This window comes from Amycolatopsis sp. FBCC-B4732, assembly GCF_023008405.1.
Lineage (GTDB): Bacteria > Actinomycetota > Actinomycetes > Mycobacteriales > Pseudonocardiaceae > Amycolatopsis > Amycolatopsis pretoriensis_A.
This window is the reverse complement of sequence record NZ_CP095376.1, coordinates 3,659,470-3,685,108: the sequence shown is the minus strand read 5'-3', so window position 1 is coordinate 3,685,108 and position 25,639 is coordinate 3,659,470. Positions and strand designations below refer to the sequence as shown.

Below are 25,639 nucleotides of genomic sequence, written 5' to 3'. Positions count from 1 at the left end.
TCTGTGACCGAGCCGTCCGCCGCGGACGGCGGCTCCACCGCGGGCGGCGGCACCACCGCGTCCGAAGGCGGCGGCACCTCGAAGGCGCGGGCGCTGCCCGCTCCCTTCCTCGGGCTCGTCTTCGCCATGGGGCTCTCCTCCTTCGGCGACGCCGTCTGGCTCATCGCCCTCTCCGTCACCCTCGTCGGCACCGCCGGGCCCGCGCTCGCCGGGCTCGTGCTCGCGCTCGGTTCGCTCCCCAAGGTCATCACCCTCCTGGTCGGCGGCGCCGTCGCCGATCGGACCGGGGCGCGGCGGGTGCTGATCGGCACCGATCTGATCCGGGCCGGGGCCATGCTCGGCGGGGCCGCCGCCGTGCTACTCGCCGGGCCGTCCCTGCCGCTCCTCGCCGGGCTGATCGTCGTCATGGCCGTCGCCAGTGCCTTCTTCATCCCGGCCTCCGACGCGCTGCGGCCGAACCTGCTGCCGCCCGAGCACCTCGTGCGCGGCAACGCCGTCTACCTCGCCGCTGTGCGTGGGGGCCAGGCCGCCGGTGGGGCGCTCGGGTCGTGGCTCGCCGGGCTCGGGGGGCTCGTCGTCGTCGCCGCGGTCAACGGGGTCAGCTTCCTCGTCTCCGCCGTCGCCGCCGGGAACACCAAGACCCTCGCCAAGGCCGAACCCCGGGAGCGCGTCAAGGTCCGGCAGCTGGCCAAGGACGTCGGCGAAGGCTGCCGTTACGTCGCGAAGCGGCCGGCGCTGCGGGCCGCCATGATCGTCACCGGGCTGCTCGAACTCAGCGGTGCCGGGCCGATCAACCTCGGGCTCGTCCTGCTGGGCGGGAACCGGGGCGCCGGCTGGCTGCTCACCGCCATGACGCTCGGGGCGTCGCTCGCCTTCGTCGTCTCGGTCAAGTGGCCGCCGCGGGAAAAGGCCGGGCGGCTGGCCACCTTCGGGCTCGCCGCACAGGCCTGCTGTCTCGCCTTGCTGGCCACGGGGAACCTCGCCGTCGGCATCGCCGCCTTCTTCGCGCTCGGCCTGGTCGCCGGCCTCACCGCACTCGTGCTCGTGAGCCTCGCCCAGCGGTGGTCGACGAAGGAGATGCGCGGGCGCGTGATGTCGATCCTCGCGCTGTTCACCCTGGCCGCCACGCCGGTCGGGAACCTGCTGATCGGCGTCATGGTCGAGGCGCTCGGCGTCCCGCTCACCATGTTCGCCCACGCCGCGGTCGCGCTCGTCGCGCTCGCCCTGCTCGTCGCCACCCCGGCACTCGGCCGGGCCGCACTCACAGAGGAGAAGAAATCATGAGCAACCCCTTCGAAGACGAGAACGGCACCTTCCTGGTCCTGGTCAACGCCGAGAACCAGCACTCGCTCTGGCCATCCACAGTGGACGTCCCGGCCGGCTGGCGGACCGTGCACGGCGAGGACACCCGCGCCGCCTGCCTCGAGTACGTCGAGAAGAACTGGACCGACCTGCGCCCGGCGAGCCTCGTCGCCGCGATGCGCTGACCTTTCCCCGCCGGCAGTGAACGAACTGGAGCTGATCACCGTGAACGACGACGCCCGGCAGCTGCTGGCGGCCTGGAACGACACCACCACCGACGTCCCGGAGGCGGGCCGCACGCTCACCCGGCTCCTCGCCGAGCAGGCGGCCCGCACCCCGGACGCGACGGCGCTGGTGTTCGAAGGCGAGACCCTGACCTACCGAGAACTGCACGACCGAGCCGCCCGGCTCGCGAATCTCCTGGTCGAGCGGGGCGTGGGCCCCGGCGTCCTCACCGGCGTCTGCGCCGACCGTTCCCTTGAGCTGGTGATCGCCCTGCTGGGGGTGCTCAAGGCCGGTGGCGCCTACGTCCCGCTCGACCCGGACTACCCGGCCGACCGCCTCGCGTACATGGTCGCCGACAGCGCCGCGCCGGTCGTCCTCACCCAGACCCACCACCGGCACCTCTTCGCCGCCGAGACCATCCTCCTCGACGCCGTCGACCTCAGTGCCCGCCCGGCGACCGAGCCGAAAGTGTCCACAAAGGACCTCGCGTACGTCATCTACACCTCCGGCTCGACCGGGCGCCCCAAGGGCGTGCTGGTCCCGCACGAAGGCATCGTCAACCGGCTCGCCTGGACCCAGGCCGAGTACGGGCTCACCGCCGAAGACCGCGTGCTGCAGAAGACGCCGTCCAGCTTCGACGTCTCCGTCTGGGAGTTCTTCTGGCCGCTGCTGACCGGCGCCACGCTCGTCCTCGCGCGCCCCGGCGGCCACCGCGATCCCGCCTACCTGGCCGGGCTGATCCGCGCCGAGCGGATCACGACCGTCCACTTCGTCCCGTCGATGCTGCAGGCCTTCCTGCTCGACCCCGCCGCCGCGACCTGCACCGGCCTGCGCCGCGTGCTCTGCAGCGGGGAAGCACTGCCCGCCGAACTGCAGGCCCGGTTCTTCGCGACGCTGCCCGGCGTCGAGCTGCACAACCTCTACGGCCCCACCGAAGCCTCGGTCGACGTCACGTATTGGGCCTGCCGTCCGGAGAACAGCACCGTCCCCATCGGACGTCCGGTGTGGAACACCCGCACGTATGTCCTCGACGCACGGCTGCGGCCGGTAGCGCCCGGGGAGCCGGGCGAGCTGTACCTCGCCGGCATCCAGCTGGCCCGCGGCTACCACGGCCGTCCCGGCCTTACGTCCGAGCGGTTCGTGGCCAGCCCTCATCTGCCGGGGGAGCGGATGTACCGCACGGGCGACCTGGCCCGCCGGGACGAAACCGGGGCGCTGCACTACCTCGGCCGCACCGACCACCAGGTCAAGATCCGCGGCCTGCGCGTCGAACTCGGCGAGATCGAGGCCGTCCTCGACCGCCAGCCCGGCGTCGGCGGCTCCTGCGTGCTGGCCCGCGAAGACCGCGAGGGCGACCAGCGCCTGGTCGGCTACCTCGTGCCGGACGGCACCCCGGACCTCGACGCCCTGCGTGCCGCCCTCGCGGAGCATCTGCCGGAGTACATGGTCCCGGCCGCGTTCGTCGTGCTCGGCGAGCTCCCGCTGACCCCGAGCGGCAAGCTCGACCGCAAGGCCCTGCCCGCCCCCGACTGGGCCGCCGCCCGCACCGGCCGCGCCCCGCGCACCCCGCGGGAAGCCGCGCTCTGCACGCTGTTCTCCGACGTCCTCGGCATCGACGGCGTCGGCATCGACGACGGCTTCCTCGCCCTCGGCGGCCACTCGCTCCTCGCCGCGAAGCTCGTCTCCGGCATCCGCGCCACCCTCGGCCTCGAAGCCGCGATCGGCGACGTCTTCCGCGCGCCGACCCCGGCGGGCCTGGCCGAGCTCCTCGAAGGCGCCGCCCCGGCCCGCGTTCCGCTGACCCCGCGGCGGCGTCCCGAGCCGATGCCGCTCTCGTTCGCCCAGCGGCGGCTGTGGTTCCTCGACCAGGCCGGCACCCGGAACGCCGGCTACCACGTGCCGCAGGCCGTCCGGCTGACCGGCCCGATCGACGCCGGCGTCCTGCGGCTGGCCGTCGGCGACGTCGTCGCCCGCCACGAAGCCCTCCGCACGGTCTTCACCCGCGACGGCGACGTGCCGGTGCAGCACATCCTGCCCGGCGGGGACGTCCCGTGGGCCGTGAAAACGTCCACAGAGGACACGCTGAACCGCGACCTGACCGCCGCGACCGAGGCCGGGTTCGACCTCGCCCGCGAACTCCCGATCCGCGCCACGCTGTTCACCCTGCCCGGCGACGCCGCCGTGCTGCTGCTGGTCGTGCACCACATCGCGTGCGACGGCTGGTCGATGGCCCCGCTGCTGCGCCAGGTCGGCGAGGCCTACGCGGCCCGCATGGCCGGAACCGCTCCACGGTGGACGCCGCTGCCGGTGCAGTACGCGGACTACACGCTGTGGCAACGCGATCTGCCCGTCGAGCGCGACCTCGCCTACTGGCGCGGCGCACTGGCCGGCGCCCCCGAGGAACTGCCGCTGCCCGCCGACCGCCCCCGCCCGGCGGTCGCGAGCCACCGCGGCGGTGTCGTCCCGATGGACGTCCCCGCCGAGGTCCACCGCAAGCTGGCGGCCCTCGCAACGGCCGAAGGCGCGACGCTGTTCATGGTGCTGCAGGCCGCGTTCGCCGCGCTGCTCACCCGGCTCGGCGCGGGCGACGACGTCCCGGTCGGCTCGCCGGTCGCCGGCCGCACCGACGCCGCCCTCGACGACCTCGTCGGGTTCTTCGTCAACACGGTCGTGTTGCGCACCGCCACCGGCGGCGACCCGACGTTCCGCGAGCTGCTGGACCGGGCCCGCGAGACCTGCCTGGCCGCGTTCGAGCACTCCGAGGTGCCCTTCGAGCGGGTGGTCGAGGAGCTGAACCCGGCCCGCTCGCTCGGGCGCCACCCGCTGTTCCAGGTCCTGCTGGTGCTGCAGAACAACGTCGCGGCCGAGCTGGCCCTCGACGGGGTGCGCGCCACCGGCGAACGCGTCGACATCGGGTACGCGAAGTTCGACCTGGCCGCGATCTTCGAGGAACGCGACGGCGAGCTGACCGGCCTCCTCGAGTACGCGAGCGACCTGTTCGACCGCGAGACCGCCGCAGCGCTGGCCGGACGCCTGCTGCGCGTCTTGACCGCCGTCGCGGAGAACCCCGACGCCCGGATCGGCGAGCTCGGCCTCCTCGACGCCACCGAGCACGCCCAGGCCACGGCGGGCGGGCTGCGCGCACCCGCGGTCCCCGCCGTCACCGTGCACGAGGTCGTCGAGGGCCACGCCCGCCACACGCCGGACGCGACCGCGCTGCTGTTCGAGGACCGGTCGGTCAGCTACGCCGAGCTGGACGCCCGCGCCAACGGCGTCGCCGCGCTGCTCGCCGGCGTCCCGGCCGGGCGGATCGTCGCGATCTGCCTCGACCGCGGCCCGGACCTGGTCGCCGCCATCCTCGGCGTGCTCAAGGCCGGCTGCGGCTACACGCTCCTGGACCCGTCGTTCCCCGCCGAGCGCCGGCAGCTGCTCGCCGAGCAGGTCGACGCGCCCTTCGTGCTCGACGACCTGTCCTTCCTGACGCCGACGACGGCCGCGCCGGCCCGCGTGGTGTCCCCGGCCGGGCCCGCCTGCGTCATGTTCACCTCCGGGTCCACCGGCACGCCGAAGGGCGTCGTCGCCTCGCACGAAGCCGTCACCACCACGATCCTCGGCCAGGGCTACGGCGGCGACGTCTGGCTGCAGACCGCGCCGGTTTCCTGGGACGCGTTCGCGTTCGAGCTTTTCGGCGCCCTGCTCACCGGCGCCGCCTGCGTGCTGCAGCCGGGCCCGAAGCCCGAGCCCGCGCTGATCGCCGAGCTGGTCGCGCGCCACGGCGTCAGCACGATGTTCGCCTCCGCCAGCCTGCTCAACTTCCTCCTCGACGAGTACCCGGGCGTGTTCGAGCACGTCCGCGAGGTGCACACCGGCGGGGAAGCGGCGTCGGTCACGCACCTCACGCGGGCTGTCGAGACCTTCCCGGCCGTGGCCTTCACCAATGGCTACGGCCCGGTCGAGAACATGATCTTCGTCAGCTCCCACCGCGTCACCAGCGCCGACCTCACCGGCGCGCCGATCCCGATCGGCGTGCCGCTCAACGGCAAGCGCGCGTACGTGCTGGACGAGCGGCTGCGCCCGATCGCGCCCGGCGTCGTCGGCGAGCTGTACGCCGCCGGCGGCGGGATCGCCGACGGGTACGCGGGCCGCCCGGACCTCACCGCCGTCCGGTTCGTCGCGAACCCGTTTGCGCCGGGGGAGCGGATGTACCGCACCGGTGACCTGGTGCGCCGCCGCGCCGACGGTGTCCTGGCGTACGTCGGGCGCGCCGACGACCAGGTCAAGATCCGCGGGTTCCGCGTCGAGCCGGGCGAGATCCGGACCGCGCTGGGTACCCACCCGGCCGTCACCGAGTCCGCCGTCGTCGTCCGCGAAGACCGGCCGGGGCAGAAGCTCCTGGTCGCCTACGTCGTGGGCGAGCCGGCCGACTTCCGCGCCCACCTCGCGGAGCGGCTGCCCGAACACCTGGTGCCCTCGGCGTTCGTGCTCCTCGACGCGCTTCCCTTGACGGCCAACGGCAAGCTCGACCACCGCGCGCTGCCCGCACCGGAGCGCACGAGCACGTCCCGGGCGCCTCGCACCCCGCGCGAAGAGGTCCTATGCGGGCTCTTCGCCGACGTGCTCGGCGTCGAAACGGTCGGCGTCGACGACGGGTTCTTCGCCCTCGGCGGGCATTCCCTGCTCGCGGCCCGGCTGGTCGCGCGGATCGGCGCCGTGCTCGGCGCCCGGATCGGGGTGGCGGACGTCTTCCGCGCGCCGACCGTCGCCGCCCTCGCCGCCGTGCTCGACAGCGCGCGGGAGGCCCGCCCGGCCGTCGTGGCCCGGCCGCGGCCGGAGGTCCTGCCGCTGTCGTCGAACCAGCGCAGCCTGTGGTTCGTCGAGCAGCTCGACCAGGCCGGCGCGACCTACCACGTCCCTCGCGCGCTCCGGCTGACCGGCCCGCTCGACGTGGCCGCGCTGCGCCACGCGTTCGCCGACGTCGTCGAGCGGCACGAGGCCCTGCGCACGGTGTTCCCCGACACCGACGGCGTCCCCCGCCAGGAGATCCGCCCGCTCACCGCGCTGCCGTGGACCGAAGGCCCGGTGGACGTCGCCGAGTTCGCCGCGCGCGAGTTCGACCTCGCCGCCGACCTCCCGGTCCGCGCGGCACTGCTGCCCGACGGTGACGACCACGTCCTGGTGCTCGTCACCCACCACATCGCGAGCGACGGCTGGTCGTTCGCCCCGCTCCTGCGTGACCTTTCCACCGCCTACACCGCCCGCGTCGAGGGCGAGAGTCCGAAGTGGACGCCGCTGCCGGTGCAGTACGCGGACTACGCGTTGTGGCAGCAGGAAGCCACCGGCGACTCGCTGGAGCACTGGGCCGAGACGCTCGCCGGGCTGCCGGATGAGATCAACCTGCCCTTCGACCACCCCCGCCCGCCGGTCGCGACCCACCGGGGCGCCACCCTGCCGGTGACCCTCGACGCGGACCTGCACGCCCGGCTCCTGGAGCTGGCCCGCGGCGAGCACGCGACGCTGTTCATGGTGCTGCAAGCCGGTTTCGCCGCCCTGCTCTCCCGCCTCGGTGCGGGCGACGACATCGCGATCGGCACGCCGTCGGCGGGCCGCCCGGACGCCGCGCTCGACGACCTCGTCGGCTTCTTCGTCCACACCCTCGTGCTGCGGACCGACCTCGGCGGCGACCCGAGCTTCACCGAGCTCGTGCACCGCGTCCGCGAGCGCGCCCTGACCGCGTTCGACCACGCCGACGTCCCGTTCGAGCGGATCGTCGAACGGCTCAACCCGGCCCGCTCGACCGCGCGGCACCCGCTGTTCCAGGTGATGCTGGCGTTGCAGAACAACGTCGCGGCCAACCTGACCCTGCCCGGCCTGACCGCCGCGGACGTCCCGGTCGCCACGGAGACCGCGAAGTTCGACCTCACCCTGAACCTGGAGGAGAACGCCGGCGCCGACGGGAGCCCGGCCGGCATCGGCGGCTACCTGGAGTACGCGACCGACCTCCTCGAGCCGGGCACCGCGGCCGACCTCGCCGACCGGTTCGTCCGGCTGCTGACCGCGGCCGTCGAAGCCCCCGCCGCGCCGCTGTCCACAGTGGACCTGCTGGCGCCCGCGGAAGCCGCCGCGATCGACGCGGCCAACGCCGGCACGGCGGTCCCGGTCCCGGACACCTCGGTCATCGAGCTGTTCGAAGCCCAGGCCGCGCGCACCCCGGACGCGCCCGCGCTGGAGTTCGGCGCGACGACGCTGACCTACGCCGAGCTGAACGCCCGCGCCAACCAGCTCGCCCGGCATCTGGCCGGGCGCGGCGCCGGGCCGGAACGGTACGTCGCCCTCGCCCTGCCGCGCGACGAGCACCTGGTCGTCGCGATGCTCGCGGTGCTCAAGACCGGCGCCGGCTACCTCGCGCTCGACCTGGACTACCCGGCCGACCGGATCGCGATGATGCTGGAGGACGCCGACCCGGCCCTCGTCGTCACCCGCGACGAACTCGTCTTCGCCGGACCGGCGGAGAACCCGGCGCACACCGCGTCCCCGGACAGCCCCGCGTACGTGATCTTCACGTCCGGCTCGACCGGCCGCCCGAAGGGCGTCGTCGTCCCGCGCCGCCCGCTGCTGAACTTCCTCCTGGACATGGTGGACCGGTTCGGCATCGCGGCCGGGGACCGGCTGCTGGCCGTCACCACGGTCGGCTTCGACATCGCCGGCCTGGAGATCTTCGCGCCGCTGCTGGCCGGGGCGACCGTCGTCCTCGCGAGCCGCGACGACGTGCGCGACACCCGCGCGCTGGCCGCCCTCGCCGAAGACGTCACCCTCCTGCAGGCGACGCCGAGCCTCTTCCACGCGCTGCTGGCCGAGCCCGTCGACCTCTCCGGCGTGCACGTCCTGGTGGGCGGCGAAGCCCTGCCCGACGACCTCGCGGTCGCGCTGCGGGCCCGGGCCGCGTCGGTGACCAACATGTACGGCCCGACCGAGACGACGATCTGGTCGACCACCGCCCGCGTCGGCGAAGGGGCGCCGACCATCGGCACGCCGATCGCCAACACGCAGGTGCACGTGCTGGACCGCGCGCTGCGGCCGGTGCCGCCGGGCGTCCCGGGCGAGCTGTACCTCGCCGGCGACGGCGTCGTGCGCGGCTACCTCGGGCGGCCCGATCTGACCGCCGACCGGTTCGTCGCGAGCCCCTTCGGTGCCGGCGAGCGGATGTACCGCACCGGTGACCTGGTCGCCCGCCGCCGCGACGGCGAACTCCGGTTCCTCGGCCGCGTCGACCACCAGGTCAAGATCCGCGGGTTCCGCATCGAGCTCGGCGAGATCGAGGCCGTGCTGGCCACCCACCCGGCGGTCGCGCTGCGCGCGGTCGTCGTCCGCGAGGACCGGCCCGGCGACAAGCGCCTGGTCGCCTACGTCGTGCTGACGTCGCCGATCGAGACCGAGGAACTGCGCCGGCACCTCGCCGCCGCGCTGCCGGGGTACATGGTGCCCTCGGCGATCGTGGCGCTCGACGAGCTGCCCCGGACGCCGAACGGCAAGCTCGACCGCAAGGCGCTGCCCGCGCCCGCCCTCGAGACCGGTGCCGGCCGGCTCCCGAGGACCGCGCGGGAGCACGCCCTGTGCGAGCTGTTCGGCGAGGTCCTCGGCGTGCCCGAGGTCGGGATCGACGACGGCTTCTTCGACCTGGGCGGGCATTCGCTGCTCGCCACCCGGCTCGCCGGGCGGATCCGCGCGGTGCTCGGCCTCGACGTCACCGTGCGGGCGCTGTTCGCGAACCCGACCGTGGCCGGCCTGTCCGAAAGCCTCGGCGACGCCGTCGCGGCCCGCCCGGCCGTGACGCGGCGCGAGCGGCCGGCCCGCCTCCCGCTGGCGCCCGGCCAGGAACGCCTGTGGTTCCTGGCGCGGATGGACTCCGCGGACACCGCGTACCACATGCCGATCGCCCTGCGGCTGCGCGGCGCCGTCGACACCGCCGCGCTGGCGGCGGCACTGTCCGATGTGGCCGGTCGCCACGAAGCCCTGCGCACGTACTACGCCGAGGACGAGTCCGGGCCGTACCAGGTGATCCTGGACTCCTTCGAGGTGCCGTTCGAGGTCGCGACCGGCTCGGTCGCCGAAGCCGCGCGCACGCCGTTCGACCTGGCCGCCGCGCCGCCGGTGCGGTCCTGGCTGTTCGGCGAGGGGGACGAGCACGTCCTGCTCGTGCTGACCCACCACATCGCCGGCGACGGCTGGTCGATCCCGGTCCTGCTCCGCGACCTCGCCGAGGCGTACGCGGCCCGGCTCGGCGGCGACGCTCCGAAGTGGACCCCGCTGCCGGTGCAGTACGCGGACTACACGCTGTGGCAACGGGAACTCGACACCGACCTCGCGTACTGGACCGGCGCGCTCGCCGGGCTGCCCGAGGAACTGGCGCTGCCCTACGACCGCGTCCGGCCCGCGACCGCGGACCACACCGGCGGGTCCGCGGCCATCACGATCCCGGCCGGACTGCACGCCCGGCTGCTGGAGCTGGCAGCCGGGCAGCGCGCGACCCTGTTCATGGTCCTGCAGGCCGCACTCGCCACTTTGCTGGCGCGCTTCGGCGCCGGGGACGACATCCCGATCGGCACCCCGGTTGCCGGCCGGCCCGACCCGGTCCTCGACGACCTCGTCGGCTTCTTCGTCAACACCGTGGTCCTGCGGACGGACCTCGGCGGCGCGCCGACGTTCACCGAGCTGGTGGACCGCGTCCGCGAAGCCGACCTGAGCGCGTTCGAGCACGACGACGTACCCTTCGAGCGACTGGTCGAAGAGCTGAACCCGGCCCGCTCGGCCGCCCGGCACCCGCTGTTCCAGGTGATGCTGGTGCTGCAGCAGGACACCCCGGCGCCGGTGCTGCCCGGAGTGGAGTGCGAGCCGTACGAGGTGGCCCGCGCGGTCGCCAAGTTCGACCTCACCGCCGCCCTGGAGGAACACCCCGGCGCCGGCGGGATCACCGGTGCCTTCGAATACGCGACCGCGCTGTTCGACGCCGCCACCGCCGAGCGGCTGGCGAGCGCGTTCGTCCGGCTGCTGGAGCAGATCGCCGACGCGCCTTCGACGCCGGTGGCCGCGTTCGAGGTGCTGACCGCCGCCGAGCGCGACCTCGTGGCGGCCGCGGGCAACGCCGGCCGGGTGAGCGCCGCGCCCGTGGACTGCCTGCACACGATCGTCGAGCGGCAGGACCCCGCCGCCGTCGCGATCCTGTTCGAGGGCGAATCGCTGACCTACGGCGAGCTGAACGCCCGCGCCAACCAGGTCGCCCACCACCTCCTCGACGACGGCGTCCAACGCGGCGAGGTCGTCGGAGTTCTGATCGAACGCGGCCTCGACTTCGCGATCGCGGTCCTCGGCGTGCTCAAGTCCGGCGCCGCCTACACCCTGCTGGACCCGAGCTACCCGGCCGAGCGGCTGGCCGCGGTCACCGCGCAGGCGGGCGTCGAGCGGGTGCTCAGGTCCCTGCCGAGCCACCCGGACACGGCGAACCCGGGCGTCGAGCTGACCCCGGCCGACCTGGCCTGCGTCATGTTCACCTCCGGCTCGACCGGCGTCCCCAAGGGCGTCGCGACTTCGCACCGCGGGGTCGTCGCCACGATGGGCCAGGGCTACGCCACCTTCGACGCCGAGCAGGTGTGGCTGCAGTGCGCGCCGGTGTCGTGGGACGGCTTCGCGCTCCAGCTGTTCGGCGCGCTGCTCCACGGCGGCCGCACGGTCCTGCAGCCGGGCCAGAACCCGGAGCCGGAGCGGATCGCCGCGCTGGTCGCCGAGCACGGCGTCACCGTGCTGCACGCCTCGGCCAGCCTGTTCAACTACCTCCTGGACTCCGAACCGCAGGTCTTCACCGTGCTGCACCGCGCGATGACCGGCGGCGAGCCGGCCTCGGTCGAGCACGTGACCAAGGCGCTGCGCGAGTACCCGGACGTCAAGCTGATCAACGGCTACGGCCCGGCCGAAAGCATGGGTTACACGACGTTCCACCCGATCACCGCCGCCGACCTCGGCGGCACGGCGATCCCGATCGGCCGCCCGGTCGCGAGCAAGCGCGCGTACGTCCTCGACGCGCACCTGGCCCTGGCCGCGCCCGGCGTCACGGGTGAGCTGTACCTCGGGGGCCACGGCCTGGCCGACGGCTACCGCGGCCTGCCCGCCGCGACGGCCGAGCGGTTCGTCGCGAACCCGTTCGTCCCGGGGGAGCGGGTGTACCGCACCGGCGACCTCGTCCGGTGGCGCGCCGACGGCGTCCTCGAGTACGTCGGCCGCGCCGACGACCAGGTCAAGGTCCGCGGCTTCCGCGTCGAACCGGGTGAGGTCCGCGCGGTGCTGGCCCGCCACGACGGCGTCGAGCAGGCCGCGGTCGTCGTCCGCGACGGCCGCCTGATCGGCTACGTCGTGGGCACCGCCGAACCGGCCGCGCTGCGGGCGTACCTGGCCGGGCGGCTGCCGGACTACCTGGTGCCCTCGGCGATCGTGGCGCTGGACGAGCTGCCTCGGACGGCGAACGGCAAGCTCGACCGCCGCGCGCTGCCCGCCCCCGACTTCGCGGCGGCGTCCCGGCGCCGGCCGCGGACCGTGACCGAGAACGTCCTCTGCGGACTGTTCGCCGAGGTGCTCGGCCTGCCGGAGGTCGGCCTCGACGACGGGTTCTTCGACCTGGGCGGGCATTCGCTGCTGGCCGCCCGGCTGATCGGCCGCGTCCGCGCGGTGCTCGGCGTCGAGCTGGGCATCCGGGACCTGTTCCGCACCCCGGCGGTCGCGGGGCTGGCCGAGGTCCTCGGGGACGCCGCTCCGGCGCGCCCGCCGGTGACGCGGCGCGAACGGCCCGAGCGGCTCCCGCTCTCGTTCGCGCAGCAGCGGCTGTGGTTCGTCGACCAGGCCGAGGAGGCCAACGCGGGCTACGACGTCCCGCGCGCCCTGCGCCTGCGCGGCTCTCTCGACGTGCCCGCCCTGCGAGCGGCCCTGGCCGACGTCGTCGAACGGCACGAGTCGCTGCGGACGGTGTTCCCGTCCCGCGATGGCGAGCCGTGGCAGGAGATCCTGGCCGGCTTCGAGGTGCCCTGGTCGGTCGTCGAGTCCACTGAGGACGAACTGGGCGACGTGCTGGCGGCGGCCGCCGCGCACGTCTTCGACCTGCGCACCGAGCTGCCGATCCGGGCGCACCTGGTCCGGGTCGCCGCCGACGACCACGTGCTGCTGCTGGTGCTGCACCACATCGCCTCCGACGGCTGGTCGGCCACGCCGCTGTGGAACGACCTCGCCACCGCCTACGCGGCCCGCCTCGACGGTGCCGCTCCGGGCTGGGCGCCGCTGCCGGTGCAGTACGCGGACTACACGCTGTGGCAGCGGGAAGTCCTCGACGACGACGAGGTCGGCGGCCAGCTCGCGTTCTGGCGGGACGCCCTCGCCGGGGCGCCGGAAGAGCTGGCCCTGCCCGCCGACCGGGTCCGCCCGGCGGTGGCGAGCCACCGCGGCGGCTCGGTGGAGTTCGCGCTCGGCGCCGACGTCCACGCAGGACTGGCCGAGCTGGCCCGCCGCGGCGGCGCGACGCTGTTCATGGCCCTGCAGGCCGGGTTCGCCGCGCTGCTCTCGCGGCTCGGTGCGGGCGACGACGTCCCGCTCGGCACCGCGGTCGCCGGCCGCGGCGACACCGCGCTGGACGACCTCGCCGGCTTCTTCGTCAACACGCTCGTCCTGCGCACCGACGTGTCCGGGCAGCCGACGTTCCGGCAGCTCCTGGCCCGCGTCCGCGACGCCGGGCTGGCCGCGCTCGCGCACGCCGACGTCCCGTTCGAGCGGGTCGTCGAAGAGCTGAACCCGGCGCGGTCGGCCGCCCGGCACCCGCTGTTCCAGGTGATGCTGGTGCTGCAGAACAACGCCACCGCCCGGCTGAGCCTGCCGGGACTGGCCACCGAAGGCGTCGCGGTCCGCCGGGACGTCGCCAAGTTCGACCTCACCGCGGGCATCGAGGAGAACCACGCCGCCGACGGCAGCCCGGCCGGGCTGACCGGGCAGCTGGAGTACGCGGCCGACCTGTTCGACGCGGCCACGGCGACGGCGATCGCGGCCCGGTTCGCCCGGTTCCTGACCGCCGCCGTCACGACGCCGGACGTCCCGGTGACCGAGCTGGACCTGCTCACCGGCGACGAGCGCGCCGCGCTGCTGGCCCAGGGCACGACGGAGGTGACCGCGCCCGGCATGCGGCTGCACGAGCTGTTCGAGCGGCAGGCGGCCTGGGCACCGGACGCGACCGCGCTGGTCTTCGAAGGCTCACCCCTGACCTACCGGCAGCTCGACACCGAGGCCAACCGGCTCGCCCGGCACCTGATCGCCGAAGGCGTCCGGCCCGGTGACCTGGTGGGTGTCCACATCGGACGGTCACCGCGGCTGGCCGTCGCGCTGCTCGCCGTGCTCAAGGCGGGCGCCGCCTACACCGTGCTGGACACGGACTTCCCCGCGGAACGCCTCCTCGGCGCGCTGCGGCGGACGTCGGCCGCGGTCGTCCTCACCGACGGCCGTCACCTGCCGTGGCGGCGGATCGACGTCGTCGAAGACGCGGCCGCGATCGCCGTGCGCGACGGCGGTGTCCTCGGCCTGCCGGGCCGCCCGGACGACCTCGCCGTCGTCATGTTCACCTCCGGCTCGACCGGCGTCCCCAAGGCGGTCGCGGCCCCGCACCGCGCGGTCGTGGGCACGCTGACCGGCCAGGACTACGCCGGGTTCGGCCCGGACGACGTCTGGCTGCAGTGCGCGCCGGTGTCGTGGGACGCGTTCGGCACGCAGCTGCTCGGCCCGCTCCTGGCCGGCGGCACGGTGGTGCTCCAGCCCGGCCAGCGCCCCGAACCGGCGCTGATCGAGGACCTGGTCCTGGCGCACGGCGTCACCGTCCTGGACGTCTCGGCGAGCCTGTTCAACTTCCTGGTCGACGAGCACCCGGCGGTGTTCGCGACGGTCCGCTGCGCGATGACCGGCGGCGAGGCGGCCTCGCCCGCGCACCTGGCGAAGGTGCTGCGGGAGTACCCGCACGTCGCGGTCGTCAACGGTTACGGCCCGGCCGAGACCATGGGCTTCAGCACCTTCCACGCCGTCACCGCGGTCGACGGCCCGGTCCCGATCGGGCGGCCGCTGACCGGCAAGCACGCCTACGTCCTCGACGCCCGGCTGCGGCCGGTGCCCGCCGGGGTCGTCGGCGAGCTGTATCTCGCCGGCGTCGGCACCGCCCACGGCTACCTCGGGCAGCCCGGCGCGACGGCCGAGCGGTTCGTGGCTTCGCCGTTCCGGGCGGGGGAGCGGATGTACCGCACCGGCGACCTCGCCCGGTGGAACGCCGGCGGCGTGCTGGAGTACGCCGGCCGCGCGGACGACCAGGTCAAGATCCGCGGCTTCCGCGTCGAGCCCGGCGAAGTGCAGGCCGTACTGGCCGCGCACGACGGCGTCACGCAGGCGGCGGTCGTGGTCCGGGACGGGCTGCTGGTCGCCTACGTCGTGGGCACCGCCGACCCGGCCGCGGTCTCGGAGTTCGCGGCGGCCCGGCTGCCCGAATACCTGGTCCCGTCGGTGATCGTGCCGCTGGCCGAGCTGCCGCGGACCGCCAACGGCAAGCTGGACCGCGCCGCGCTGCCGGCGCCGCAGCGGGTCGTCGCCGGGCACGTCGCCCCGCGCACCGCCGTGGAGACCGCGCTCGCCGCGATCTGGGCGGACGTCCTCGACGTGCCGGAACCGGGGGTGGCGGACAACTTCTTCGCCCTCGGCGGGCATTCGCTGCTGGCGGCCAAGGTGACCGGCCGGATGCGCACCGAGTTCGGTGTCCGGCTGGGCGTGCGGGCGCTGTTCGAGGCGCCCACGATCGCGGCGCTGGCCCGGCTGGTACCGGACGCGTCCACTGTGGACTTCGAGCCGATCCCGGTGCGCGAGCACGGCGCGCGGACGCCGCTTTCGCCCGTGCAGCGCGGGCTCTGGTTCGCCGACCGGCTCGCCCCGGGCTCGGCGGAGTACCTGGTCCCGCTGGCGTTGCGCATCGAGGGCGTCCTCGACACCGGCGCGCTGGCCGGCACGCTGTCGGCGGTGGTGGCGCGGCACGAGGTGCTGCGCAGCCGGTTCGTGGAGACCGGCGGCGAACCCGTGCAGGTGGTGGACCCGGTGCGCCCGGTGCCGCTCCCCGTCGTCGAGGTGACCGACGTCGAGGCGTTCGTGCGGGCGCAGGTGGACACCCCGCTCGACCTCGAGCACGGGCCCGTCTTCCGGGCCGCGCTGGGCCGCGTGGCCGACCGCGACCACGTCCTGGTGCTGCTGCTGCACCACATCGTCGCCGACGGCTGGTCCATGGGCGTCCTGGCCGCCGAACTGCGCGACCACTACGCCGGGATGACGCCCGCGGCCTTGCCGGTGCAGTTCGGCGACGTCGCCGCGTGGCAGGCGAACGCGTCCGACGAAGCCGGGCTCGCCTTCTGGCGGCAGGCGCTCGACGGCATGCCGCACGTCGCCGAGCTGCCCGCCGACCGGCCGCGGCCGCTCACCCGGGACATCGACGGCGCCAAGACCCCGGTGCACATCCCGGCTCCCGTGGTGCGCAAGCTGGCCGAACTGGGCGCCGGGCACGGCGCGAGCCTGTTCATGACCGTGCTCGCCGCCTTCGAGGTCCTGATCAGCCGGTACACGGGCCTGCGGGACTTCGCGATCGGCACCCCGGTGTCCGGCCGGAGCCACCCGCAGACCGAGCCGCTCATCGGGCACTTCGTCAACACCGTGCCGCTGCGCGCGGACCTGACCGGCGACCCGGCGTTCACCGAGCTGCTGACCCGCGTCCGCGCGAGCACCCTGGCCGCGTTCGACCACGACGACGTCCCGTTCGACCGGATCGTCGAGCTGCTGCGCCCGCAACGCGACCTCACCCGCACCCCGCTGGTGCAGATCGTCTTCGCCCTGCAGAACACCGAGGAGGCGGGCTGGGCACTGCCGGGCTTGGCGGTCGAGAAGCTCGCCGTCGACACCCGGGTCAGCAAGTTCGACCTCGAACTCGCGCTCGCCCAGGACGCCGACGGTGCCCTGACCGGCATCTTCGAGTACCCGACGGCGCTGTTCGACGGCACCACGATCGAGCGGCTGGCCGGCCACTTCACCACGCTGCTGGCCCGCATCGCCGACGCGCCGGGCACCCCGGTCGGCGAGCTGGACCTGCTGGGCGAGGCCGAGCGGGACCACCTCGTCCACGGCGTCAACGACACCGCCGTCGCCTACGACGAGTCCGCCTGCCTGCACCACCTGATCAGCGAGCAGGCGCGGAAGACCCCGGACGCGGTGGCCGTCGAGTACCTGGACGAGCACATCGATTACGCCGAACTCGAACGGCGGGCGGGCGTGCTCGCCGCGCGGCTGGCCGGCCACGGCGTCGGCCCGGACGTCCCGGTGGGCTTGCGGATGGACCGCTCGATCGACCTGATCGTCGGCCTGGTCGCGATCCTCAAGGCCGGCGGCGCGTTCGTCCCGATCGAGACCGACGCACCGGAACCTCGGGTGCTCGGCATCCTCGGCGACGCGCAGTCCCCGGTCTGCCTGGTCAACGCGGGCGCACCGACGCCGGACAGCACCGACGTCGTCTTCCTCGAAGTGTCCGGATTGGACGGTGCGGCGGCGCCGTGGCCGGACACCACCCACCCGGACAACCTGGTGTCGATCTACTACACCTCGGGTTCCACCGGGAAGCCGAAGGGCGTCGCCAGCACCCACCGCGGCTGGGTCAACCGGCTGCGCTGGCACCAGGACACCTACCGGCTCCAGCCGGGCGAAGGCGTGCTGCAGAAGACGACGCTGGTGTTCGACGACGCCGCCGTGGAATGCCTGTGGCCGCTCGTCGTCGGCGGCCGCGTCGCGCTGATCCCGCCGGGCCTGCACCGCGACCCGGCCGCGATCCTGGCCGGAGCGGTCAAGCACCGGGTGGTCAACCTGCAGTTCGTGCCGAGCATGCTGACGCTGTTCCTGGAACAGCTGACCCCGGCCGACCGGGCCGCGCTCAAGACGGTCCGCAACGTCATCACCAGCGGCGAAGCCCTGCAGCCGGAACTGCTGAAGCTTTTCTTCGACCGCTTGGGCGAGACCGCCACGCTGCACAACCAGTGGGGTGCCACCGAGGTCTCGATCGACTCGACCATGCGCGAATGCCTGCGGGCCGACCTCGACGGCGCGGGCTCGGTGAGCGTCGGGTCGCCGATCGCCAACAACCAGATCCACGTCCTCGACGAGCACCTGCGGCCGGTCCCGGTCGGCGTCCCCGGTGACCTCTTCATCGGCGGCGTCGGCCTGGCCCGCGGCTACCTCGGCGACCCGGTCAAGACGGCGTCGGCGTTCCTCGCCAGCCCGTTCGAACCGGGGGAGCGGCTCTACCGCACCGGCGACCGCGGCCTGCGCACCCCCGACGGCGCGCTGACCTTCCTCGGCCGGCAGGACTCGCAGGTCAAGATCCGCGGCATCCGCGTCGAGCCCGGCGAGGTCGAGCAGGTGCTCCTGGAGCTGCCCGGCGTGCGCGAGGCGGCCGTCACGGTGTGGCAGCCGACACCGGGCGACAAGCGCCTCGCCGGGTACGTCACCCCGCAGGCCGGCGTCACGCTCACCGAGGCCGCGATCCGTGCGCAGCTGCGCGAGCGGCTGCCGGTGTACCTCGTGCCGACGGCGCTGAGCGTGCTGCCCGAGTTCCCGACCACCACGAGCGGCAAGATCGACCGCAAGGCACTGCCCGCCCCGGCCGCGGCCGGCGCCGAGTACCGCGCGCCGGAAGGCCCGATCGCGGAGCTGGTCGCCGGGGTGCTGGGGACCGTGCTCGGGGTCGAGCGGGTCGGCGCCGACGACAACTTCTTCGACCTGGGCGGGCACTCCCTGCTGGGGGTGCGGGTGGTCGCCGAGCTGCGCAAGCGGCTCTCGGCGGACATCCCGATCCGGCTGATCTTCGACTCGCCCACGGTCGCGGAACTCGCCGACGCCGTCGCCCGCGCCACCAAGCGCGAGTTCGAGGCGATCCCGAAGCGGGCGGGCGGCCCGGCGCCGCTGGCCGGCGTGCAGACCGGCATGTGGCTGGCCGACCGGATGGCGCCCTCGAGCGCGGAATACCTGGTGCCCAACGCGGTCCGGCTCCGCGGCCCGCTCGACGTCGACGCCCTCGCCGCCGCGCTGACGAAGCTGGTGGAACGGCACGAGGTCCTGCGGACCCGGTTCGTGGAGATCGACGGCGAGCCCCGGCAGGTCGTCGACCCGGCCGGGCCGGTCCCGCTGCCGGTCACCGCGATCGAGGCGATCGAGCCGTTCCTCGCGGTGCGGGGCATCGACCTCACCACCGGGCCGGTGTTCGCCGCCGCGCTCGGGCGGCTGGCCGAGGACGACCACGTGCTGCTCCTGTCGGCGCACCACATCGTGCTCGACGGCTGGTCCGAAGGCATCCTCGCCGAGGAGCTGCGTGACCTCTACGCGGGTGCCGAACTGCCGCCGCTGCCGGTGCAGTACGCCGACGTCGCCGCCTGGTCCCAGCCGACCGAAGCGGACGTCGAGTTCTGGCGGGCGCAGCTCGCCGGCGTGCCGCAGGTCGTGCAGCTCCCGGCGGACCGCCCGCGGCCGCCGGTGCGCGACCCGCGGGGCGCGCGGTACGAGTTCACCGTGCCCGCGGAGCTGGCCGCCCGGCTCGGCGAGGTCGGTGCGGAAGCACGGGCGAGCCTGTTCATGACGCTGCTGGCCGGGTTCCAGGTGCTCGTCTCGCGGCACACCGGGCTGCGGGAGTTCGCGATCGGCAGCCCGGTCGCCGGCCGCGACCACCCCGACACCGAGCGGCTGATCGGCCAGTTCGTCAACACCCTCGCCCTGCGCGCGGACCTGACCGGCTCGCCCGGCTTCACCGAGCTGCTGGGCCGGGTCCGCGAGACGGCGCTGAACTCCTTCAGCCACCAGGAAGTCCCGATCGACCGGGTCGTGGCCGAGCTGCGGCCCGACCGCGACCCGAGCCGGAACCCGTTGGTGCAGCTGATGTTCGCGCTGCAGACGGTGTCCGCGGGCAGCTGGGAGCTCGCCGGGCTGGACTGCGAGCCGCTCGGCGTCGAGACCGGCGCGGCCAAGTTCGACCTCGCCATGGTCCTGCGCGAGCAGGCCTCCGGCGAAGTGGGCGGGGTGCTGGAGTACCCGGTCGCGTTGTTCGACGAGGACACGGTCGCCGCGTTCGCCGACCGGTACCTGCGGCTGCTGGCCGGGTTCGCGGCAGACCCGGCGCGACCGGTCGACCGCGTCCCGATGCTCGACGCGGCCGAAGTCACCGCCACCGAAGCCGACGCGCCGGGCGGCACCTTCGCCGGGCTCGTCGAGGCCCAGGTGCGGCGGAACCCGGACGCCCCGGCCGTCGTGGCCGGTCCCGGTTCGCTGACCTACGGCGAACTGGACCGCGCGGCCAACCGGCTGGCGCACGCCCTGCGCGAACGCGGGGCCGCCCCGGAAACGGTGGTCGCGCTGCTGCTGCCGCGCTCGGCCGACCTGGTCGTCGCGCAGCTTGCGGTGGTCAAGACCGGGGCCGCGTTCCTCCCGATCGACCCCGGTTACCCGGCCGAGCGCATCCGGTACATGCTCGACGACGCGAACCCGGTGGTGGTGCTGAAGGACCTCGGGATGTCCACAGTGGACGAAAGCCCGCTGGACGTGGTGGTCCGCCCGGAGCACGCGGCGTACGTGATCTACACGTCGGGTTCGACCGGACGCCCGAAGGGGGTCGTCGTCAGCCACGCCGGCCTCGGCACTTTGGTGGCCAACACCATCGCCGCCTACCAGGTCGGCCCGGGCGACCGGGTGCTGCAGTACGTGTCCCCGAGCTTCGACGCGTCGATCCTCGAGCTGTGCGCGTCCCTGATGACCGGTGCGGCCCTGGTCGTCACCCCGCCCGGCCCGCTGCTGGGCGACCAGCTGCGGGACGTCCTCGCCGAAGGCCGGGTGACGCACGCGCTCATCCCGCCGGCGGCGCTGGCCACCGTGGAAGACGCGGACCTGCCGGACTTCCGGACGGTCGTGGTCGGCGGCGACGTCTGCCCGCCCGAGCTGGTCGCCCAGTGGGCGCCCGGGCGCCGGATGCTCAACATGTACGGCCCGACCGAAGCCACCGTCGTCTCGACGGTGTCCGAACCACTGGTGGCCGGCGCGCCGGTGAACATCGGCCGGGCGCTGCGGTACACCAGCGCGTACGTCCTGGACGACCGGCTCCAGCCGGTGCCACCGGGCGTCGCGGGTGAGCTGTACGTGGCGGGCCCGGGCCTCGCCCGCGGCTACCTCGGGCGGCCGGGGCTGACCGCGAGCCGGTTCGTGGCGAACCCGGCGGGCGGGCGGATGTACCGCACCGGCGACCTCGTCCGCCGGACCCGCGCCGGGGAGCTGGAGTTCCTGGGCCGGACCGACGACCAGGTCAAGATCCGCGGCTTCCGCATCGAGCTCGGCGAAGTCGAGTCCGCGCTGCGGGCGCACCCGGCGCTCACCGCGGCGGTCGTGCTTGCCAAGCCGGACCCGGCCGGCCAGAAACGGCTGGTCGCCTACGTCGCCGGCGAGGTGACGGCCACGGACCTGCGGGCGTTCCTCGGGCAGCGGCTGCCGGAGCACCTGGTGCCGAGCGCGTTCGTCGTGCTCGACGCCCTGCCGGTCAACGCCAGCGGCAAGCTCGACCGGGCGGCGCTGCCCGAACCGGCCGAGGAAGTGGCGGACTACCTCGCCCCCCGCAGTCCCGAGGAGCAGCTGATCGCCGACATCTGGAGCGAGGTGCTCGGCGTGCCCCGCGTCGGGCTCGGCGACGACTTCTTCGCCCTCGGCGGGCATTCCGTGCTCGCCGCCAAGGTCCGGATGCGGCTGCAGGCCGCGTTCGGGGTGGACCTCTCCCTGCCCGTGCTGTTCCAGACCACCACGGTCGCCGCGCTCGCCGCCGTGGTCCACACCGAGATCGAGGCCGAGCTCGCCGGCATGTCCGAGCAGGAGCTCCTCGACTCCCTCTCTGAGGAGGCCAGCGCATGACCACGTTCGACATCCGCCCCGCCGCCGAGCCGGCCGACGCCGAGCGCGCCGCACGGCTGCGGGCCGCGGTGCTCGCGAAACGGCTGCGCGGCCGGGCCGCCACGCCGGCGCGGGCGTTCGGCCGCGCCGATCGCGGCGCCCCGCTGCCGCTCTCGGCCGGGCAGCAGCGCCTGTGGTTCCTCGACCGGCTCGACCCGGACAGCGCCGAGTACGCCGTGCCGCTGCTCCTGCGGCTCGAGGGCGCCCTCGACGTCGACGCGCTCCGGCGGTCCCTCGACGCCCTGGTGGCGCGGCACGAGATCCTGCGCACGACGTACACCGCGGAGAACAACCGGCCGCGCCAGGTGATCGGGGCTCCGGCCCCGGTCGACCTGCCGGTGGTGGAAGGCGACCTGGACACCGTGCTCGCCGAGTACGTCGGCCGTCCCTTCGACCTCGCCACCGGCCCGGTGTTCCGGGCGCTGCTGGTCCGCGAGGCGTCCGAGCGGCACGTGCTCGCTTTGAACGTCCACCACATCGCCTGTGACGGCTGGTCCCTGCCGATCCTGATGGCCGACCTCCGCAAGCTCTACACCGGCGGCGAGCTGCCGCCGATCGAACTGTCCTATGCGGACTTCGCGGCCTGGGAGCAGTCCCGGACCGACGCCCACGCGGCCGATCTCGCGTACTGGAAGGAGCGGCTCGCCGGCCTGGAGACCCTGGAACTGCCCGCCGACCGCCCGCGCCCGGCCCAGCGCGACCACCACGGCGCCTCCGTCCGCTTCACCATCCCCGCGGCCGCCGCCGAAGCGGTGCTGAACCAGGGAAAGACCACTGGCGCGACGCCGTTCATGACGCTGCTCGCCGCCGCGTACGTGGTGCTCGGGCGGCACACCGGCCGTGAGGACATCGCCGTCGGCACCCCGGTCGCCGGGCGCGGGCGGGCCGAGCTGGAGCACATGGTCGGGTTCTTCGTGAACACCGTCGTTGCCCGCGGCGACCTCTCCGGCGACCCGGACTTCGCCGCCCTCGCCGACCGCGTCCGCGTGGCGCGGCTGGCCGACCAGGCGCACGAAGACCTGCCGTTCGAGCGGCTGGTCAAGGAACTGGCGCCGGAGCGCGACCTCGCGCACACCCCGGTCGTCCAGGTCATGTTCGCCGTCTACGACGCTTCGTCCGGCTCGCCGGACCTGGGTGACCTGCGGGTGTCGTCGGTCGACCTGCCTTCGACGACGGCGAAGTTCGACCTGATGATCTCCTTCGTCCGCCAGGCCGACGGGTCCGTGGAAGGGGTGCTGGAGTACGCGACCGCGTTGTTCGACGAGGTCCGGATGGCCCGGATGGGCGAGCACTTCGTCCGGCTGTTCACCGGGCTCGCCGCCCGCCCCGGCGCCCGCCTGTCCCAAGTGGACATCCTCGGCGCGGACGAGCGCGAACTGCTGCTGGGCAGGTGGAACGACACCGCCGAGCCCTACCTGCGCGGCACTGTGCACGGCCGGATCGCCGCGCAGGCCGCGTCCGCCCCGGACGCGATCGCCGTCCGCTGTGGCCGGACCGAGCTGACCTACGCCGAGCTGGACGCCCGTGCGACCCGGCTGGCCCAGCGGCTGCGCGCCCACGGCGTCAGCGTCGAAACCCCGGTCGGCGTGCTCTGCGAACGCGGCCCGCTGCTGCTGCCGGTGCTGCTGGCCATCCTCAAGACCGGCGGCCACTACATCCCGCTCGACCCGGCCTACCCGCAGGACCGCAAGGAGTACATGCTCCGCCAGGCCGGTGCGCGGGTCCTGGTCACCACCCGCCGGTACGCCGGCGCGGACCTCGGGGACGTCGTCGTCCTGGCCGACGAGCCGGTCGCCGACGACCCGGTGCCGTGGACCGACCCGGTCGTCGACCCGGAGAACCTGGCCTACGTCATCTACACCTCCGGGTCGACCGGGCGCCCCAAGGGCGTCCAGATCAGCCACCGCGGGGTGCTGCACTACCTGGACTGGTGCCGCCAGGCCTACCGCGCCGACGAGGGCGACGGTGCCCCCGTGCACTCGTCGCTCGCCTTCGACCTGACCGTGACCGGGCTGTTCCTGCCGCTGCTGTGCGGCACGACGGTGACGCTGGTGCCGGAGGACGAGCACCCGGTCGCCGGGCTCGCCGACGTCCTCTCGAGCGGCCGGAAGTTCAGCTTCGTCAAGCTCACCCCGGCGCACCTCGAACCGCTGCGCCGCTGTCTCGCCCCGGCGGCCGCCGCCGCGGCCGCGCACCTGGTCGTCGGCGGCGAGCAGCTCACCGCGGAAGCCCTGGAGTTCTGGCGGGACAACGCCCCCGACGTCGTGGTGGCCAACGAATACGGCCACACCGAGACGTCCGTGGCGAACGTGATCAACCTGCTGCCCGCCGCCGAGTGCGTCACCACGCCGATCCCGGTCGGGCGCCCGATCTGGAACACCGAGGTCTACCTCCTCGACGAGCACCTGCGGCCGGTCCCGGTCGGCGTCACCGGCGAGCTGTACGCGGGCGGCGCCGGCGTCGCCCGCGGGTTCGCCGGCAACCCCGGCCTGACCGCGGCGAAGTACGTGGCCAACCCGTTCGGCCCCGGCCGCCTCTACCGCAGCGGCGACCTCGCCCGGTACCTGCCGGACGGGCGCCTGGAGTTCGTCGGCCGCACCGACCACCAGGTCAAGGTGCGCGGCTACCGGATCGAGCTGGGCGAGATCGAAGCCGCGCTGGTCGGCGGCCCCGGTGTCACCGAAGCGGTCGCGGTGGTCCGCGACGGCGCGCTCGCCGGGTACGTCGCCCCGTCCACTGTGGACGCCGACGCCCTGCGCGCGCACCTGTCCGAGCGGCTGCCGGAGTACATGGTCCCGGCGACACTGACCACTTTGGACACGCTGCCGCTGACGTCCAACGGCAAGATCGACCGGGTCGCGCTGCCCGCCCCGGACGCTGCGCCGGTTTCGACGTCCGGCGTCCTGCCGCGCGACGAGCTGGAGATGGCCCTGGCCAAGCTGTGGGAGGACCTGCTGGGCCGCCGCGTCGGCGTCACCGACGGTTTCTTCGACGTCGGCGGGCACTCGCTGCTGGCCGTCGTGCTGGTCGACCGGATCAAGGGCGAGCTGGGCGCGACCGTCGGCTTGGCCGAGGTGTTCCGCGCCCCGACGGTCCGGGCGCTGGCCGACCTCATCCGCGCCGGGGAGAGCGCCGGGGGACTGGTCGTGCCGCTCTCGCCGGGCCGTGCGGGCGTCGCCCCGCTGTTCCTGCTGCCGCCGACCGCCGGGAGCCCCTTCCCGTACCTGCAGCTGGTCGCCGAGCTGGACCCGGCGCTGCCGGTGTTCGGCCTGCAGGCGCCCGGGTTCGCCCCCGGCGAGGACCCGGTCCACACCATCGAGGAGCTGGCCGCCGCGTTCGTCGCCGACCTCCTGCCGGTGGCGGGGGACCGCCCGATCCGGCTCGCGGGCTGGTCCCAGGGCGGCTCGGTCGCCTTCGAAATGGCCGCCCAGCTGGAGGCGGCGGGCCGGGCGGTCGAGCACCTGTGCGTCATCGACGCGACCGTCCTCGGCGTCGACGACTACGGCAACCCGCTGCCGGAGGTCGACACCAGCGACCCACTGGCCTGGTTCGGCGAGGCCGTGCTGAAGCTGGCCCCGGGGGCCGCCGACACCCTCGACGAAATGCTCGCCGAGGCCCGCGACCGCGGGATGGTCTCCGAGGTCGCGGGCAACGCGGTCGTCGAACAGATGGCGCGGGTCTACCTGGCCGGCAAGGACGCCGTCGAGGCCTACCGCTGCCGGGCCGTCGTCGACACCGGCATCCACCTCATCACCTCCACCGGCACCCACCCGGTGAAGGGCCGCCCGGAGGTGCGGCCGGAGAGCTGGCGCGCCCGCACGCGCGGCGAGCTCACGGTGACACCGGTGCCGGGTCACCACTGGGACATGGTCGAACCGCCGCACGTGGCGGAGCTGGCCCGGGCCGTGCTGGCCGGGCTCGCCGTGACCGCCGACGAGTGAAGGAGAACGCCATGACCGAAGACCTCGCGGTCGCCGCACCGGCCCCCGCCCCGGTTACTGGTCCGGCCAAAAGCAGGCCGACCCTCGCGCGGTACGTAACCGTCGATACAAAG

General features: G+C 74.3%; 4 protein-coding genes. All 4 read left to right on the top strand.

Annotated features, from left to right (window positions below):
• The first annotated feature begins 3 nt into the window (after positions 1–3).
• Genes MUY14_RS15715 through MUY14_RS15700 form a run of 4 tightly spaced genes read left to right on the top strand, consistent with a single transcriptional unit; the run spans position 4 to position 25,526 of the window.
• The gene (locus tag MUY14_RS15715) at positions 4–1,284 is read left to right on the top strand and encodes an MFS transporter (protein ID WP_247023748.1); all 1,281 of its coding nucleotides are present in this window, start codon (positions 4–6) and stop codon (positions 1,282–1,284) included.
• On the top strand, positions 1,281–1,487 hold the full coding sequence (locus MUY14_RS15710) for an MbtH family protein (RefSeq protein WP_125315379.1): 207 nt from the start codon (positions 1,281–1,283) through the stop codon (positions 1,485–1,487). Before MUY14_RS15715 ends, MUY14_RS15710 begins: the two co-directional genes overlap by 4 nt.
• Positions 1,488–1,503: 16 nt before the next feature.
• Positions 1,504–21,546: a non-ribosomal peptide synthase/polyketide synthase gene (locus MUY14_RS15705; RefSeq protein ID WP_247023747.1), complete on the top strand. Its 20,043-nt coding sequence runs from the start codon at positions 1,504–1,506 to the stop codon at positions 21,544–21,546.
• The gene (locus MUY14_RS15700) at positions 21,543–25,526 is read left to right on the top strand and encodes an amino acid adenylation domain-containing protein (protein WP_247023746.1); all 3,984 of its coding nucleotides are present in this window, start codon (positions 21,543–21,545) and stop codon (positions 25,524–25,526) included. The genes MUY14_RS15705 and MUY14_RS15700 overlap by 4 nt, the downstream gene beginning before the upstream one ends.
• Positions 25,527–25,639: the final 113 nt, after the last annotated feature.